Source organism: Candidatus Arsenophonus nilaparvatae, assembly GCF_045346035.1.
GTDB classification, from domain to species: domain Bacteria; phylum Pseudomonadota; class Gammaproteobacteria; order Enterobacterales; family Enterobacteriaceae; genus Arsenophonus; species Arsenophonus nilaparvatae.
On record NZ_CP158507.1, the window covers coordinates 263,402 to 280,921 of the forward strand.

17 protein-coding genes are annotated in these 17,520 nt (G+C 29.6%); all 17 read right to left on the minus strand.

Features of this window, described 5'->3' with window-relative positions:
- Positions 1–4: 4 nt before the first annotated feature.
- The 17 genes from WH390_RS01255 to WH390_RS01335 all read right to left on the minus strand — a co-directional run bounded on the left by WH390_RS01255 (position 5) and on the right by WH390_RS01335 (position 17,430).
- Positions 5–1,126, minus strand: coding sequence for an IpaD/SipD/SspD family type III secretion system needle tip protein (locus WH390_RS01255; protein ID WP_032115425.1), 1,122 nt, complete (start codon positions 1,124–1,126; stop codon positions 5–7).
- A gap of 116 nt (positions 1,127–1,242) precedes the next feature.
- Positions 1,243–2,316 (minus strand): hypothetical protein, encoded by a 1,074-nt coding sequence (locus tag WH390_RS01260; protein WP_032115426.1) that lies wholly within the window; start codon positions 2,314–2,316, stop codon positions 1,243–1,245.
- A 15-nt stretch (positions 2,317–2,331) separates the two neighbouring features.
- Positions 2,332–4,314 carry a type III secretion system translocon subunit SctE gene (gene sctE, locus WH390_RS01265; protein ID WP_032115427.1) on the minus strand — a complete coding sequence of 661 codons (1,983 nt, stop codon included), beginning with the start codon at positions 4,312–4,314 and terminating at the stop codon, positions 2,332–2,334.
- A 30-nt stretch (positions 4,315–4,344) separates the two neighbouring features.
- Complete coding sequence (locus WH390_RS01270; protein ID WP_032115428.1) at positions 4,345–4,875, minus strand: SycD/LcrH family type III secretion system chaperone; 531 nt, start codon at positions 4,873–4,875, stop codon at positions 4,345–4,347.
- Between the two features lie 99 nt (positions 4,876–4,974).
- Positions 4,975–6,021: an EscU/YscU/HrcU family type III secretion system export apparatus switch protein gene (locus WH390_RS01275; protein ID WP_406850624.1), complete on the minus strand. Its 1,047-nt coding sequence runs from the start codon at positions 6,019–6,021 to the stop codon at positions 4,975–4,977.
- Positions 6,022–6,030: 9 nt separating this feature from the next.
- Positions 6,031–6,801 carry a type III secretion system export apparatus subunit SctT gene (sctT, locus tag WH390_RS01280; protein ID WP_032115430.1) on the minus strand — a complete coding sequence of 257 codons (771 nt, stop codon included), beginning with the start codon at positions 6,799–6,801 and terminating at the stop codon, positions 6,031–6,033.
- Positions 6,802–6,810: 9 nt separating this feature from the next.
- A complete protein-coding gene (locus WH390_RS01285; protein WP_032115431.1) occupies positions 6,811–7,065 on the minus strand; it encodes an EscS/YscS/HrcS family type III secretion system export apparatus protein in 255 nt (84 codons plus the stop codon).
- A 12-nt stretch (positions 7,066–7,077) separates the two neighbouring features.
- On the minus strand, positions 7,078–7,740 hold the full coding sequence (locus WH390_RS01290) for an EscR/YscR/HrcR family type III secretion system export apparatus protein (RefSeq protein ID WP_032115432.1): 663 nt from the start codon (positions 7,738–7,740) through the stop codon (positions 7,078–7,080).
- A 34-nt stretch (positions 7,741–7,774) separates the two neighbouring features.
- Positions 7,775–8,707, minus strand: coding sequence for a FliM/FliN family flagellar motor switch protein (locus tag WH390_RS01295; RefSeq protein WP_032115433.1), 933 nt, complete (start codon positions 8,705–8,707; stop codon positions 7,775–7,777).
- The gene (locus WH390_RS01300; RefSeq protein ID WP_032115434.1) at positions 8,704–9,756 is read right to left on the minus strand and encodes a hypothetical protein; all 1,053 of its coding nucleotides are present in this window, start codon (positions 9,754–9,756) and stop codon (positions 8,704–8,706) included. Before WH390_RS01300 ends, WH390_RS01295 begins: the two co-directional genes overlap by 4 nt.
- The gene (locus WH390_RS01305; RefSeq protein WP_032115435.1) at positions 9,725–10,195 is read right to left on the minus strand and encodes a hypothetical protein; all 471 of its coding nucleotides are present in this window, start codon (positions 10,193–10,195) and stop codon (positions 9,725–9,727) included. The genes WH390_RS01300 and WH390_RS01305 overlap by 32 nt, the downstream gene beginning before the upstream one ends.
- Positions 10,179–11,471 (minus strand): type III secretion system ATPase SctN, encoded by a 1,293-nt coding sequence (gene sctN, locus WH390_RS01310; RefSeq protein WP_032115436.1) that lies wholly within the window; start codon positions 11,469–11,471, stop codon positions 10,179–10,181. Before sctN ends, WH390_RS01305 begins: the two co-directional genes overlap by 17 nt.
- Positions 11,472–11,484: 13 nt before the next feature.
- Positions 11,485–11,886: a hypothetical protein gene (gene spaK / locus WH390_RS01315; RefSeq protein WP_032115437.1), complete on the minus strand. Its 402-nt coding sequence runs from the start codon at positions 11,884–11,886 to the stop codon at positions 11,485–11,487.
- Between the two features lie 17 nt (positions 11,887–11,903).
- Positions 11,904–13,928: an EscV/YscV/HrcV family type III secretion system export apparatus protein gene (locus WH390_RS01320; RefSeq protein ID WP_052044884.1), complete on the minus strand. Its 2,025-nt coding sequence runs from the start codon at positions 13,926–13,928 to the stop codon at positions 11,904–11,906.
- 28 nt (positions 13,929–13,956) lie between these two features.
- Positions 13,957–15,051: a type III secretion system gatekeeper subunit SctW gene (sctW, locus tag WH390_RS01325; protein ID WP_032115438.1), complete on the minus strand. Its 1,095-nt coding sequence runs from the start codon at positions 15,049–15,051 to the stop codon at positions 13,957–13,959.
- Complete coding sequence (gene sctC, locus WH390_RS01330; RefSeq protein WP_032115439.1) at positions 15,051–16,670, minus strand: type III secretion system outer membrane ring subunit SctC; 1,620 nt, start codon at positions 16,668–16,670, stop codon at positions 15,051–15,053. Before sctC ends, sctW begins: the two co-directional genes overlap by 1 nt.
- Complete coding sequence (locus tag WH390_RS01335; protein WP_148305558.1) at positions 16,642–17,430, minus strand: helix-turn-helix domain-containing protein; 789 nt, start codon at positions 17,428–17,430, stop codon at positions 16,642–16,644. The genes sctC and WH390_RS01335 overlap by 29 nt, the downstream gene beginning before the upstream one ends.
- Between the last annotated feature and the right edge of the window lie 90 nt (positions 17,431–17,520).

Genomic DNA, 17,520 nt, shown 5'->3' on the forward strand with positions numbered 1-17,520 from the left:
CCAATTAAGTAATAAGGAATGATTTATTCGATTCTAGTAATTCCCTAATTGTATTGGTCAATATTTTAATAACATTATCGTAAATAGCATTAGCATTTGAGTATTTCTGCGTCACGGTTTGTGAAAGAGTTTGCGCTTCTGTTTTAAATTGGTCAAAACCAGATTGCCAAGCTGCCCAGCGTACTGAATTAAAACTAGCATCCGATAAAAATTTTTTTTCACCTTTTTTAGTGCTAATCTTTGGAAAATGGTCGATTAGTTGATCAATAAAGCTAATATCTATTTTAAGATAGAAATTATTACCATCAATAACAATACATTTCTTGGCATCCAAACCAAGCTGTTTAGCCCATGCAATCGCCTCATCTTGACTTTTTAGACTACCCTTAGAAGGTACCAGCCTTCTATGGCCATACTTACTTTTCAGTTTTATAAGATTATCAATTATCTCTTTTGTTTCATCAAATTTAAATTCAACCGTATCTTTATCCGTTTTTATCGCATCTTTAAATGGGGCAAGTATTTCATTGAGTTCTCTTAACACATCGGCATAAACTTTAGCGCCATCCTGAAAAATTTTTAAATAATGTTTATTAATATTAGTAATACTTTGAAATAAGTGTTTAGCTATTTCCCGGCTTGATTTAACTTTAGAAAAATTAGCATTATTAAATAATGATTTTTTTGAACCAGGTATATTTTCTTCTTTATATTTATCTATTACGCTACGTATCGTTCTAATTTTTTTGTCAATCTCTTCACTGTTTTCCCCCTCATAATTAAGACTATCCGATAACGATGTCATTATCTGATTTTCTATTTGTTGCCCTGCGCGTAGGGAGTTTGACGATAACAACAAACGGCCATTATTATTTATTATTTCTGCTGATTGAACTAATTTATTACTAGCTTCCTCTGCCATGGACTGAATTAATTTTTTATTGTATCCAACCAACTTTTCATTTCGGTTACGCCAACTTTTTAGTTCATTTAATTGAAGTTCTGAATTATCAATAATGTCTTTTTTATTACTCGCCTGAGGAAAATCAATATCAGCATTATCACCGTTATCATCATTTTTATAAAAAATGGGTGCCTTATATATAGAAGGGTTATAAATTTCCATCTCCATTCCTTTACCGATATTGCCTAAAAAACCCAATCAGGGCACTTCATATTAGCCTTAAATTTCAGTAATATTAATCCAGTGCTTTACTTTTTAAATCGAATGTCGTTAATAAATTAACCAATAATAGCTCGACAAGTTACGACTCTACGTTGGCTCTCTTCCAAGTACATCTCTAATGCTTTTTTCACTAATGCGATGGATTCTTCATGATTTTTTTTAGTTATTTGCGCTACTTCACTAAAAGTACGTTCTTGCGCAGAATCCATTTGTGATTGCCCAGATTTTTCTGCCTGCGCTGTTGCATGCTGTTGTCCTGCCATCTGCCCCACCGATGCTGAATTTTGCTGCACTGCATTTGACGCCACGAAAATTTTTTGCGCTTCATTTTGCGCTTCGCGTCCAGCCACCTGTGAAAATTGGGATTTATTCTGAAATTCCTGAGCTTTAGCCATCAAGCTTTCTACCGCTTCATTATTCATCTCTGGGTCACGAGAAGCATTTAACGCCGCATTTCGATGTTCTGTTGCAGCTGCGCTGTGTTTAACCGATTGAGTTTCATGAAGTTTCAGTGACGAATTTTGATTCTTTAAGCTCTTAATCGAACCAAAAGTTGCTGTACCCGCCATGGCAAGAGAAACCATTGCCGTTGTTATCGCTTGTTTTTGCCCTTCATGAGCCGCCATAACCGTATTACTAGCACTTGATTTAATTGAGTCGTATGCGATCTTAGTCTCCATATTGGCTAATTGACGACAAGTCTCTGACTGACTCAAAGCTGCCTTAATCATTGCCAGAAGTAAGCTATCCTGGTTACCTGTATAGCCATTCGCTAACTTTGTAATCTCAAAACGATTTATAGTATCAGCAATACTCGCAAGATCTTCATCTGATAGAGAAAAGTTAAATAATTGTTCTTTCTTTTCAATATTGGTAAGTAAATCCTCAAAAGCATTTTTCACATCACTAGCTTGAACCTTTCCATAACTCTTAACATCTGGTCGTCGTATTACAGATTTTTCCGCTTCATCCTGGGGGCTATTATTTATTATATTTTGTATCTCGATTGGTGATAGCGACAATCCAGCTAAAGAAGTTTTTTCCTTATTTGAAATAGTATCGGCATCATCAATATTACGATCCGTTTGATACAAAATAGCTCTATTATCAGAAGTACTTATTGCTGTCATATTTTCCTCTTTAATTTAAGCACGCATAGACTTAGTAATATATTTACCAGTATTATTCTGAGCAGTGATTATCTCTGTTATATTAGAAAATAATTTCATAATGCTCTCTTGCAGAAGTTTATAAGTTGTAAATAAATTCTTTGAATCATCCATTAAACGATCAATTTCATACCGTTCAAACAACATATCAGCAGTGATCTTAGCTTTCTGGAGCTGAACATTGGCAACATTAACGTTTAAACCGCCTTGCGCTGCTGTATTGGTAAACATAATGACTTGATTACTCATAACTAATCTATTTCCGGTAATTTTCATTAAACGATGAATTTCTTCTGGTGTGCTTAATTTCATATTTTTAAATACAGATTTATTGATTTGCTGAGTTGTTTTTTCCATCATCGTTGAAATCTTACTGGCAATTTGTTCTAACTTTTTAGTAATCTCATCAATTATTTTTTTTACTACCGCTGATGTTTGCTTAGTTGCATTTTTTACCACGTTGGGAATAATTTTCTTTATTACCTGAACTATTGCTTGTTTAGCAACTTGTACCATTGAGGCAATAAAAGTTTGTGACATTTTTTCAATAAGAAACTTTGCCGCCGATTTCGCCACATAAGCTAAAGCAATAACGGCTGCAACCGCGACCACCGCCGTTACAATGCCCTTTGTTATCCCACATATATCAGTTCCTGCTGCCTTATCGATCTCTTTTAACAAACCACCCAGTGGTGTATATTCCAATATCGCATCAACAACTTTACCTAACATCTCTATTAATGGCATAAAAACATGCTCCATTAACGGGCTCATGATCCTATCGGTTAATGATCGACCGGTCGCTTTTTCAGCGATAAAATCTGCCGCTAATAACGCTACACCAACAGCCATCAAAGCAATTCCAGCGCCGCCAAATAACGCACTGACTGCCCCAAGAGCCATAACCAAACCACCAAGGATTTGCCCTACACATTTAGCTATTTTTTGCGTTTGTTCGGCTTTGCGTACCTGCTGGTCAAACTCTTCAGATTGGCGTTTCAATTCGTTTTGATTAGCCATCGCCCGTTTACGATTAATCTCAAGATCATCCTTTAATTTATCAACTGCACAATTACCGATATTAATAATTAGTGTTGATAAAATTTTTAATAATTCACCTGTATTTGAGAGAGTTTCTTTAATATGCTGTTCAATAGGTTTATCACTTTCTATTCTGTCTGCTGCTTTGAATTGACTCAATTTATTAAGCGCATCATTAATTAAACCCGTACATTGAGCTATGTCTTTCATGGCAGTCTTACACTCATTTGAATACATCTCAAATGTGTCGTTTAATTCGACTAAGTCAGTTTCTTTTTGTTGAATAAATTCAGCAAGATCATTAATTTCTTCTGCTAACTGGTTTTCTAAGGCCAAATCTTTATCAGCTAAGTTTTCTTTCAAATTTTGATAATCTATCTGTTTGTTATTTTTATCATTTTTTTTAGTACTAAGTTCTTTTTCAAGCTCATTCTTACTCAATTGTAAACTTTCAAGCTTGATTTTCATGCTACTTAAAAGCGCTAATTGTTGTTGATAGTCATGATTCAACTGATCTATTTCATTAGATAATTGATTAGCATTTTCAGTCTTAGCCTTTAATTTAACATTAAAAAGTTCAATTCTAAGTTTTAATTTATTTCCTTGAAGATCGACACTAATTTTTTGCATTTCAGCTAATACTAATAATAAATTACCTTTTTCTGACAGCGAAAATTTAGGCTTTCTAATCTGCAGAATATCTATTGAATTATCAGATACATTTTTATTGTTAAACTCTGATGCTAGAATTAATTCTAATTTAGCTTTATTATTTAATTGAACACTTTCTTTGGGAGAAATAGTAATTTTATCTTTAATAACGCTAGCAATTTCATTAAAATGATCAGCATTTATATTTTCATTATTAAAATTATTAGAAAAATTTTTTCTTATATTAAATGTATCTATCTCTCCCATATAATAACTCCTAATTAAAAATATAAAACATTAAGAAATCGAAGTTTCTGTTTTAACTTCTGTTTCTGATAATCTAGCTTCTTTAATAACTTTTCGATAGACTTCCGCTTTTTTTACTAATTTAACATCGGTACTTTCATTACAAACTAAATCAAAACAATAAAGTGCCTTAGCAATATCTCCCATTTGCAAATGGCATTGGCCTGAATAAAAAACTGGGCAATGATTGTTTTTTGCCATTACATAAGATAAAGCATAAATATCACAGGCTTTGGCATAATCCTTTTTAAGCTGATAAACAACACCTAACCCAATGAAATAATCAGCATTTTTTAAATCGTACATACATAGAAATTTAAAAAACTTTTCAGCTTCATCAAGCCTACCTTGCTGATAAAATTCATAAGCATGCGCATAAATATTCTCTATAACATTTTCATCTATTTCATAAATATCTTTTAGTGTGGCACCCGTATTCATAACGGTCAGAATAGTTTCTTCAAGACCAAAACTATCTTGTTCATTCTGAGTAAGAGATATATTTTCATTATTATAGGGCATAGTAAATCTCCTGAATTGCTATTAGCATTCATTTTCACAATTAAAACAGATAAATAAATCGTATTCACATAAATAACGCTCATAAAAAATGTTAGTTCTTTATGTAACCTCGCTATCCCACTCATTTTCAACTTTTTGTAACCAACTTAAAATTTTAATTATTTCACCAATTTCCTCTAAATTAATAAAAGAGTAAAGTTGATGGGTATTATATATTCGACGAGCTAATGCAATATTTTCTATTACCAGCACGCCCTCTTTTTCAGCATATGCGCGAGCAGCAAGCGCTCGTTGATTCTTCTCTAATACTGAGACCATTGGTATAGCAACTATTTGCGGATTTAGATAGATACCAATAATGACATGTGTTGGATTAGCAATCATAAATTTTGAACTCTTAATATCTCTTTTTACTTGTTCGGATAAAATCTCGACATGCAATTCTTTTCTTTTTGATTTGATTTCAGGATTTCCTTCCTGCTCTTTATGTTCACGTTTAACTTCATTTTTATCCATCTTTAAATCTTTAATATGAATAAAATACTCTGCAACAGAATCTAAAATCAAGACAATAATAGATGACAATAATAAAATAACGATAAAATCGATAAGTAACGTTTTCCATACTAAAAAAACATCTTGAATATTTAAATAAATTTGAGCAAAAATAATTTTTTTATTATTACCCCAATAAATATATGTAACAATAAAAAATACTAAGATAAATAAAAATGTTTTAATGAAGCCTTTTATCGTTCTAATATTGAATATTTTTTTAATTCCATTGATAGGATTTAAAGTATTAAAATCTAATTTTAATACTTTAGTTGCAATTTTAAATCCTGTCTGTGCCATCGTCGTAAGCATAATAATTAATATACATAAAAAAAGAAAAGGTAAAAAAATCTTTAATGCCGAAAATAAAAGGACAAAAGTATAATTTAATGGTGTAATACGATGATTATTTTTTAATGTATTCGCCCAAATATCTATTATGGCTGTGAAATTAATATAATTTGTCAAATATAAACAACCTAAAAAAATAAGACAACTGATAACTAAATCTTTACTTTTAAAACTTTTTCCTTTCTGAGCTGCATCTTTTAGCTTCTTAGGCGTTGGTTTTTCCGTTTTGTTTGCTGACATAGTATTCCATTAGATACTGTTTTCAATCAATTTAAAAGATATTTGCTGCATGACTAATACCGTTTCGCTAAAAGATGAAGAAAAATAAATCATCAGTATAGTAAAACAAATTAGACTTTTAACAGTTAAAGCAATAGAAAATGGATTTAATTGAGGTGCATATCGACCAAGTAACCCGAGCATAATTTCAGTGGCTAAAAAAATAATAATTAATGGACTCGCTAACATTATCGCTTTTGAAATTGCATAAGAAATAAAAGTTAAAATATTTGAAACTGATGGCAATTCCATTGAAAAAGGTAGCCACAAACGATAACTATAATTATAAATTTCTAAAATAGTTATAACCCCACCATTAGCTAAAAATAGTGTCACCGCAAATAAATTAAAAAAATTAGCCAGCTCGGATGTATCCACACCATTAATAGGGTCAATACTACTACTTAATGTCGCTCCTCTTTGATTATCAATAATATTTCCTGCTATTTGTAAAACACAAAAAGGTAAAGAAATAAAAATAGCAATCATTAATCCAATAATAATTTCTTTTAGCAAGATGACTAAATAATTGATCGATTCAAATTGAGGTAAATCATATGCATCATATGGCCATACACCCATAGCAATAAATAGTGAAAGAGGAAATTTAATCGTGGAGGATAGAATATTATTAGATAAAAATGGAATAATAGAAAATATTGGAAAAATACGCGAAGCTACGACAGCTAAATGAGACAAAAAATTATAAATATTAAAATAAAAATTAGTATCTATATGCATAATATTAAATCACGATAGTGCTAGCTTAATAACTTCATGAGCATAGCTTAAGAGAACTTCGCTATACCAACCTGATAGTAAATATAAACATCCCATTACACCAATTAATTTTAATCCAAAAGGCAATGTCTGCTCTTGTAGCTGAGTTATCGTCTGAAAAAGCCCAACAATTAGCCCAATAATAGTAGCGACGATGACCGGAAATAATGAAAAGATCAATATTAAATATAATGCCTTATTACTTGCAAAAATTATATTACTCATAAACTTTATATATTATCCTGTTGCTAGTTCAATATACTGAGTTATTAATCCTTTTGATAACAAGCTCCATCCATCTAAGCATATAAATAAAATTAATTTTATAGGAACAGATATTGTTACCGGACTCATCATCATCATTCCAAGTGATAATAAAATACTTGAAATAAGTAAATCAATAACAACAAAGGGCAAATATAAATAAAAGCCGATAGTAAAAGCGCTTTTTATTTCACTTAAGGCATATGCAGGAAGCAATGAAATAATAGAGCTTTCATTACCATTTTCATATTGATCATAATTTCCATCATCTGACTTTTGATGTAACTTATCAAAAAATGACACTAATTCTTTATCTGAATATTTTATTAAATAATTTTTATATCCACCTAATCCAGAGTTTACTGAATTAATAATAGAATCAATATCTTTATAATCTATATTAACCTTATTAAATTCTTGATAACTGGTTTTTACTACAGGCAGTAGCACAAAAAATGACAACATTAATGCAACACCATTTAATACTATATTAGAAGGAATTTGTTGTAGTCCTAAAGCGTTCCTAGCCATAATAAAAACAATAGAAAATTTTATATAGCATGTGCCAGTCGCTATAATAAATGGTAATAAGGCTGAAAACGCCAATAGGGTAATCAGAGAAATATCATTATTCATAATTTCTACTTTTACTCTCTGTATTAACAATTGTTTATTTTTCGTTATGAAATAAATGAGTGATCTCTACACCCAATCTATCTTCAATCCAAATTATATTTCCTTTTGCAATTAAAACCCTATTAGCAACAATTTTAATATTATTTTCTGCGGCTAAGTCACATGGTAGTACCTTACCTTGAAAAATACTTTCCAATTCTGATAAAGGAATTTTATTTTTCTGTAAAATATATTCAAGTGTAATGGGTATATCACTTTTAGAGCTTAAATTATCACTAGATTCTATTAGATTATCATCGTCATTGATTGTATCTTCAATATTATCATTATAAAAATTTTTATTTATCATATAGACTCCATTATCATTAGTAAAATGTCCGATAACTTTATTTTGAATAACCACATCATGTGTTTGCTGATTCACAAATAAAATATCACCCAGATTAACCTTATTTAAAGTTAATACAGTTATATTGCTGAATCCCATTCTTAAAATTAGTTCCACTGGGATGTGTTCACATTTATATTTTTCTAATTTACTTACATGATTCAAGTTATTATCAATATCATGGATCCAGATATTACCATAATCTGTTCTGAGCATAGCGATGATATTTTTATAATCGCTATCATTACAATTAACTTTTCCATTACTATATAAAGTATTAAATTCTAATTCAGAAGGTAAAAATTCATTTAATGTATAGCTATTTAAAAAAAGAGTTTCTAATTCATCAAATTTCCAGGCATACATAGATAAACTGCTTAAATCTGGTTTTATTAATTCTAACCATTCTCTAAGGTCTATGATCCCTTTCCAATTTTTATTGGTAGAAAAAGATAATAATAGCTCTCCATTTGGTAATGGAAATCTTTTTTGACTAATTCCTTTTTTTTGCCAAGTAATTAATAATTGTTTTAAATTAATTTCTTTGTGACTTTTTATAGGAAAATAATTTTTTATCATTCCTCATCCTCAAAGAAAATTTGGTATTTATCGCTTTTTTCATTAAATTCATCCTTATTATCTTTTCTTATAATAAGAAGATTTTTTTCAGAGTTACTATTATTATTCAAATAACTATGAATTCTATTATCAACCAATGAATCTGATGGATTAAAGCTAAATATTGGATAACATTGGAATTTTTTATTTATACTTATATCCACATAATGTGTTTTTCCCCATTTTTTGAAAAAATATTTCAACTCTTTATTTTCATTGTAATTAATGAAATTATTTCTTATACATTTATTTTTTTGTAAATTTTCCAATGATGGCATTTCTATTTTTTTATTAAAAGTTCTTTTAGATAAAATAAGTCTTGAATGGTAATTGCAATCAATATTACTTTTATAACTTATTGGCATTGTTTCATAACTTGGTGTTAAATTCATTTCTTGATAGTTAAATAAATTATTTACCCTAATTTGTTTGCTCTGCCCACGAGATGATAAACCAACAAAGTGAATTAAGTTAGTTATATAATCTGCATCGATTGTATTATTAATACTTAATTTATTGGCAATATTTTCTTTTTTTATAACACTATTTTCATGTTTTACATGGTGTATCCGACTAGATTTTTTATCAGTTTGAACATATTTTTTATGATTACTAAAGTTATCATTTTTTAATTCCTCTATACTTCCAGAAGCCTTAAATATTGATTGATTACTTATTATAATATTTTCTATGCTAACATCAGATAATCTTAAAGAAATATTATAAAGTTGATTATCTACTATTGTATTATCTTTTTCTTCATTTTTCATTAAGATATCAGTTTCATCAACATCACTAAGATAGTTAACTTCATCAAGATCATAGCTATATCTACCATCATGAAATATAGTATTATCATATAATAAATTAATATCATTAGTTTTTGATAAATCGATTTTAGATAATGGTTTGCTATTTTTTATATTTTCTTTAATAATATCATCTAATGAGCATGTTCCATTCTGCTTTGATTGTATATTAAAAGTTTTTATTGAACTGACTTTTGGCATAAAGAACTTCCTCTATTTCATTTTCTTCAATAAGATATTTCCTTTGAATAATTTTAACCATTTCTTTTTTTAATAAAAAAATATACTTTTCGCTTTTCATATGTAAAATTTTTTTAGTGTTTAATTTTTCTTTCTTTTCTAAAATAATAACTTGATGATCAGCTTCCTTTTTTGCTTTCTCCAATTTTAAATCTATTAATTTATGATTAAATACCGCTTGTTTTCTTTTTATTGAAAACAACTCATCTCTTGATAATAACCCCACATTATTAATATCTGCCAATAAATTACTAACAAATAAAATTTCTTTATTGATTTCTTTTATCTTATTTTCAATTATCATTATTCTATTATCTAGGTTTTGCAGTAAAATATCGTTCTGATTTATTTTTTGACATATTAAAGTATGCCTTTTTTTTACATTACGATAAAATCTCATACATCTCTTGCTTTATTGATTCAAAGGATTTTTTTTCATCTTGAGATTGTATAAGCCAACTATTTATTTTGTTATATTTATATAACATCTCATCGTTTTCACAGTTTTCGCCTTCTTTATATTCACCTAAATCAATAAATATTTTCAATTCTTCAATTTTACTTAAAATTTTTCTAACTTGAGCGGCATGACTCAAATGTTGTTGATCACATATGTGAGAAGCTACACGACTTATACTTTGTAGAATACTAATAGCAGGGTAATGACTCTTTTCTGCCAATTTACGATTTAAATAAATGTGTCCATCAAGAATAGAACGGATCTCTTCTGCAATCGGATCAGGCTCATCATCACTTTCTAATAATATAGTATAAAATGCTGTTATTCCCCCTTTTTGTGTAAGCCCTGGCCGTTCCAATAATTTTGGCAATGCTTCAAATACAGAGGCAGGATATCCGCGTCTGGCTGGCGGTTCTCCTGCAGCTAATGCAACGTCGCGTAATGCTCTGGAATAACGTGTTATTGAATCTAAAAACAGTACTACGTTACTTCCTGCATCGCGAAAATATTCTGCGATTGTTGTAGCAACCAGAGCAGCATTTACCCGATCTATTGAAGAGTAATCAGAAGTGGCGTAGACGATAACACATTTATCAATATGACCAGTTTGTTTCAGTGTATCAACAAATTCAGTCAACTCACGCCCCCGTTCACCAATTAATGCGATAACAAAAATATCTGCACTGGCATGTTGTATCATCATATGTATCAGTGATGTTTTTCCACATCCAGCAGAAGCAAAAATACCCAATCGTTGACCAATTCCACAGGTAATTAGTCCATCGATCGCTTTAATACCGGTTACAAATGGATGTTGTATTGGTTTTCTTTGCAAATAATTTGGTGAACTTTGGTTGATCCCACGCTTTTCATTAGTTAATAAACCACTTTTTTCTTTAAAACTTTCAGCAATGTCTCCCATTGAATTTATGACACAACCCAATAAATCTGATGAAAGTTTTATGGTAAAATGTTCTTTTGATGTAATAATAACACTCTCTTTTGAGATCCCTATCGATTCACCAATTAGCCCTAGTATTACAGTATCTTTTCGAAAACCAAGAACTTGTGCCTTAGCAATAATTTTCGTGTCTCGCCAATTTTTATGAATATGGCAAATTTCACCAATTTCACAATCGGCAATATTGGCTTCAATCACTGTTCCTAATAGCGACTGAATTTTATATATTCTATGGCTTAAAGTAATTTCATTCATTAACAAAGCATCTCTAACAAAGCATCTCTGAATAATTATTTATTAAGTGGAAGAATTCCTCTAACGCCGCAGAAAAGCTGGCTCCATCGACTAAATATGCAGGAGCTACGACGCCTGCCAAATTAATATATTGATTACGAGAAACTAATTGTAACTGTTTTGTCACGGTAAACAGGCATTCTTCCATTAATTTATTTAATATCTTTTCGCTTAATTGACAAATCAAATTACTGCTCACTTCGCAAAGAGGGCTCCACAGCCATACATAATTATCATCAATACTTATATTGATATCTAATGAATCACTAAATTCTAATGTAATCGTTGAATGTCCATCAAAATCAGAAATTAAATTTTTATCACAACCACTATGTGCTAGCGCATCACGAACTAATAAGGCAATATCAATATGCATACTCTCTCCATTTAGTTTTAAATCGTTCTCAATACATTTACGGAAACCGTTTCTGTTAATTCACCAAAAGAAATAACATCCACATTGTTAAATTTATTTTCAACAAACTTTTTTAAAAATCTTCTAATATCAACTGAACATAAAATTACAAAATCATTATAAGATAACGGCATGCTATCTAATGCTAATGATATTTTATCTAATAAATATTCAGATTCTTTAGGTTCTAAATTCAAAAAAGCACCGGCCGAGGTATTTCGTATATTACTCCGAATAACCTCTTCATTTTCATTTGATAATAAAATAACGTTTAAATTATTTCCTCGCGAAAATTTATGACAAATATATCTTCCTAATGCACTACGAATATGTTCGACAAGTAAAATAACATCTTTCTCTTTTGGTGCCCATTGTGCAATAGTTTCCATAATTAATTTCATGTTTTTTATTGATATTTTTTCATTAATTAGCCGTTGTAATATTTCTGCTATTCTTTGAATTGTTGCATGCCTTACGACTTCCTTAATAAGATCTGGATACCTTTCTTCTAAATTATCAATTTCTTGCTTAGCTTCTTGTATACCAAAATATTCGTGTACATAACGAGTGAGTATATTGGCTAAATTAAAATAAATTTCATCTATATAATGGCGACATAAATATCCTATTTCTTTTATTTTTTCATAATCCGTTTCATTTATCCAAATATCATTATTAATAGTAATCTTTTCAATCCCAAGATGTTCAATTTCATCTGTCTTATTAATAAGACGATATCCATCGTATCTAATATAAAATTGATCTGCTTTTATTTCATTAATTAATAGCACTATGGTATTTTCTTCTAAATCATCAGAATCACTTATTATGATATCAGGCAAATTTATTCCATAATCTAGATAAAATTTATTTTTTAATTTAGCAGAAATATTTTCTTTTTTTAAATTTTCAATTACGCTTTTATTAACAACCAAAATTAAAGGGATCGTTTCATTTGTTTTTTTATTAATCACCCCTTGATTATCTATCTCTAAGTCCGTTATTTCATTTTTTTCAATCAATGCCGTATCTTCTTTATTTGGTTTATTTCTTTTAAACTGAAGATAATACATGCTAGCTAATATTGCCGAAATCAATAAAAAAACAATAAAAGGAAAGCCAGGTAAACTGCCAATACTCAATGCAATAATTGCTGAAATAATCAAAATTAAAGGATTAGTTAATAACTGGTTAATGATCGTTCTACCTAAGTTTTCATTATCACCATTAACTCTGGTAACAACAAAACCTGCTGCAACCGCTATTAATAAAGCAGGGATTTGTGCAACCAATCCATCACCTACCGTCAAAATCGTATAGGTTGCTAAAGCATGCGAAAAATCCATATGATGTTGGCTAATACCAACACTAATGCCGCCAATAAAATTTATGAAAATAATAATAATACTCGCAATTGCATCACCTTTGATAAATTTCATTGCACCATCAAAAGATCCATACAGCTGGCTTTCCCGTTCGACAACACTGCGCCGACGTTTAGCTTCTTCTGCATCAATAATACTAGAGCGTAGATCAGCATCGATACTCATTTGTTTGCCTGGCATACCATCCAGAGAAAAACGGGCAGCAACTTCTGCAACACGTTCTGAACCTTTGGTAATAACCATAAATTGTACAATAGTAACTATGGCAAAAATGACAAACCCAACAACTAAATTATCAGCAATAACAAATTGCCCAAATACAGCGACAATCTCCCCTGCATCAGCTTCACTTAATATTAATCGACTTGTACTGACGGTTAGGGATAATCTAAATAATGTTGTTATCAATAAAATGGCAGGGAATGATGAAAAATTTAGTATTCTATTTACATAAAATGAAGATAAAAATACTAATGCGGATAAAATAATATTTAACGCGATTAAAAAATCAACTAAATATGTAGGTAAAGGAATTACCAACATCGAAATGATGACAAAAACTAAAATTAATACAAACAGCTCTGAATGTTTTTTTATTTCATTTAGAAATTTATTCATATTTACTCAAATATTATAGTGATTTATACTATCTTAAATGAAAAAAATTATTTAATTTTTCTATCAACTGCTCTTTTATTATTTCTTTATCATTCATATCAATAAAAATACATAGTGGCAATTTTTTTATTAAATTATAAATTAATTGAGTTATTTTTCCTTTATCTTCATTACCACTATCCGCTTTTAATAATAAATCTAGAAAATTACCTATAGCATTAGGTTTTTCAAGTACACTAATAAAAAATAATACTATGTTTAACTCCCGAAAGGGAATTGCTTTACTTTTATAATAGTTAATTAAAGATTCAATAAAGAATTTATCACATGATTTTATTGTTTTTATTTGATTTAATCTTGACAAAAGATTACCAAATTCTATTCGGCTACAACTGGGATCATTGGAATTAATATCAGTAATCGTTGCATTTTCGATAAATTGCAAAATTATTTCTCGATTTTCTGTTCCATAGGTTGAAATCCAGTTACCATAAATTTGTATCTCATATAGATCCGTTTCAATAAATTGTCTATAGCTCTCACGCAGTAAATAGGGTTCAACATCTATTTTAGAGCTAAATATACGTGCTTTAAGAGCAACATTAATTCCTGATTTTAATCGTTTTTTATTCGTAGTTTGTTCTACATAACTTAATACATCTGTTATTTTTTTTCTTTTTTTTTCATGTAGCATATTACGCCTAATTAAAGCTCGTAATACAATTACTAAATCACTATCATCAGTTATTAATTTTCTAAGCTGTGCTACTAAATTTTGGGGAGAAATTTTTGGCACAGATAAAATATTTACTACTTTATCGATTTTTTGATCGATTTCATCATCCAAAACATAGTCAAATTCATTACAATTTTCTAATTCACTTTTTTTAACTAATTCTCTTCTCTGTCTAGTTTGCGATAGTAATAGTGCTTTTCCTTGTTCATTACCAAATTTTTTTTGGTTATATTGATGCCTTTCTTCAATTTTGCTCTCACTTTCATCGTCGAGTGCCTCGTATCGATCCACTTTTTCCTGAGTATTCACTTTTTCCATAATTAATTTTTGTCTATGACGCAGCATGTACTGGACAATATTATAAGAATTATTTATGTTATTACTCATCAACGATTACTCGAAAAATTTGACATCCAATTTTCTAATTTATTATCAAATCTATCTTCTATTACTTTTTTAGCAATATTTTCTGCACTCAAACCTAAAGGATTAGTAATCTCTTTAGGTTGAATAAGAAATACTCTCACCAAACTATCCTTTTTTTCAGTAGTATAGCGAAATATATTACCTAAATAAGGAATATCTCCCAGTAATGGTATTTTTTCTTCTATATTTCTATGTTCATCACGAGTATAACCACCAATTAATAAGCTTTTATTCTGAGGTACTCTAGCAATAGTACTAATATCTGTTCGTCCTATTTCTGGTAAATGATCAGTTAACTGTTGCCCTCGACTTCCGTCTTGAACGGTAATCATCATTTCTATTTGATTATCAAGAGTAAACCTAGGTAATACGCTAATGGCTGTACCATAAGTAACATTTTTTAAATCTGTCGCTCTTTCTCCAATCAATTTAGTATAAAAAGTTCGATTATTATCAAATATTGCTGGAATATTTTCTTGTGTTAGTACCATTGGCCGAGAAACAATATTTGCTTTATCATTCCTTGTTAATGCAAATATATCTGCCATAAAACTAGCCCCATCAATAGTGCTTGTTCCTGCATTTATCGATATACCTAATTTTTGCCCAATATTAGCACCACCACTCCATTTTATACCAAGCTGATCAAGCGCTTTTTTTTCTATATCAATAATCCATACTGATAGTTCAACATGCCTTTTAGTGATATCTAGCTGTTCTACAATCTTTCGTAAATAATTTACTTGTTCTTTATTACCTTTTATTAATAAGCTATTATTACCAGGATTAGATATAATAGAAACCGCACCTTTATTTAATGATAAATCTTCTGTTAGTAATGAATTATTATTCTGATTAGCTAAATCATCTTGATTTTTTTTTAGCGTATGCGTTTTTAATTTTGCAATATTACTACTTGAAGCATCCATCAATTTATTTATTATTGATGCCATTCCTGGAATAATAATATCATTAAGCCTATATTGATAATGACGATCCTCTACAAAAGTATTATATAATGGCACAATTGCTATTTTTTCTTGGCCATCAAAGCTTGTAGTCACTTCATCTAAAAACTGAGCAGTATTAATTATCGTCTCAATATAGACTGGCGGCCCAGATATATAAAATAAACGATTGTTACTACCTGAGCGCAATGGGTAACGTTCATCATACAGACCTGAATCTTTTAAAAAATTTTTTATCTCAGAAATTGTCGTATTATGTAAGGTAATAACAGTATCACGCATTTCAATTGCATCACAAATATATATTACTTGACTATTATCGTACCACATCAAATTAAGTTGCTGAGTAATGTCTTTTAAAGTATCCAGTGGATATTTAAGATCAAAATCGCCAGTTATTTTCTTTTTTACAGCAAGCTGACTAACTACGATTGGTTTATTAATAACCGAAGATAGGGCATCAAAAACACCACGTATAGTTTCATTTTTAGCAATATAACCTGATTCGATATTTTGCTCTGATACAGCTTTAGAACTGGACAATAATATGAAATTTAAAAACACTAAAAAAATTAATATACTGCTATCTTTTCTTATCAATAATTTCTTCATCGGTGACACTAGATCCTTTCCTTTGATAGTATCTTTTTAACCGGCTCGGACTTATCCCCAAAAAACTCTTCACTTCATCAGAAAAATGAGACAAATTGGAATAACCATATTTAAAAGCTATTTGTGTAATATTATGATTTTTATCGTTTAAATCTAATAACGCATTAACTAATCGCCATTTTTTTAACTCAGTTTTAGGAGAATTCCCTAATGCATTTCCTGCTAATTTTCTAAAGTAAGAAACAGATAATCCATATTTTACACTCATTTTCTGTAATTTTTGGTTTCCTTCTGACATCGATTCTTCAAGCAGAAAACTGACAATACGATATTCTTCATTTTGGCGTAATAAAGAAGAAAACCTTTCTGCTTTTTTTTCTTTATTAATTTGTTGACTCAAAAACCAATATTCAAGATTTTTTTGTTTTTTATAAGTATCAAAATTAAAATTAATAAAAGCAGAAAGGTAATTATTCTTAAAATTATGGATTTGATTATTTGCTTTATCAATAAAAGCCTGCATTTTAGCTAAATGTAAGATATTTTCTTTTTTTAACCTGATTTCACCCGATAGAACATCTATTTTAGAAGGTAAAATCATCATGATCCCACTCTCTCCAATATCGAAACAGCAAATTTCTTGATTTCCTTTTGAACTAATACGAAGTTCTGTTTTACTTACTGCCGTAACATAATAAAGAACTGGATTTTCTAATAAAATTTCGTCATATTTTATCCACATAGATTCACTCTGCCGCAAAACTTGCTCCTTAACATGAAACCAGCTTCTAGCAAAAAACACGATCTCATTAAACCTTAAAATAACCCAAAGATCACAACCAAATTATGA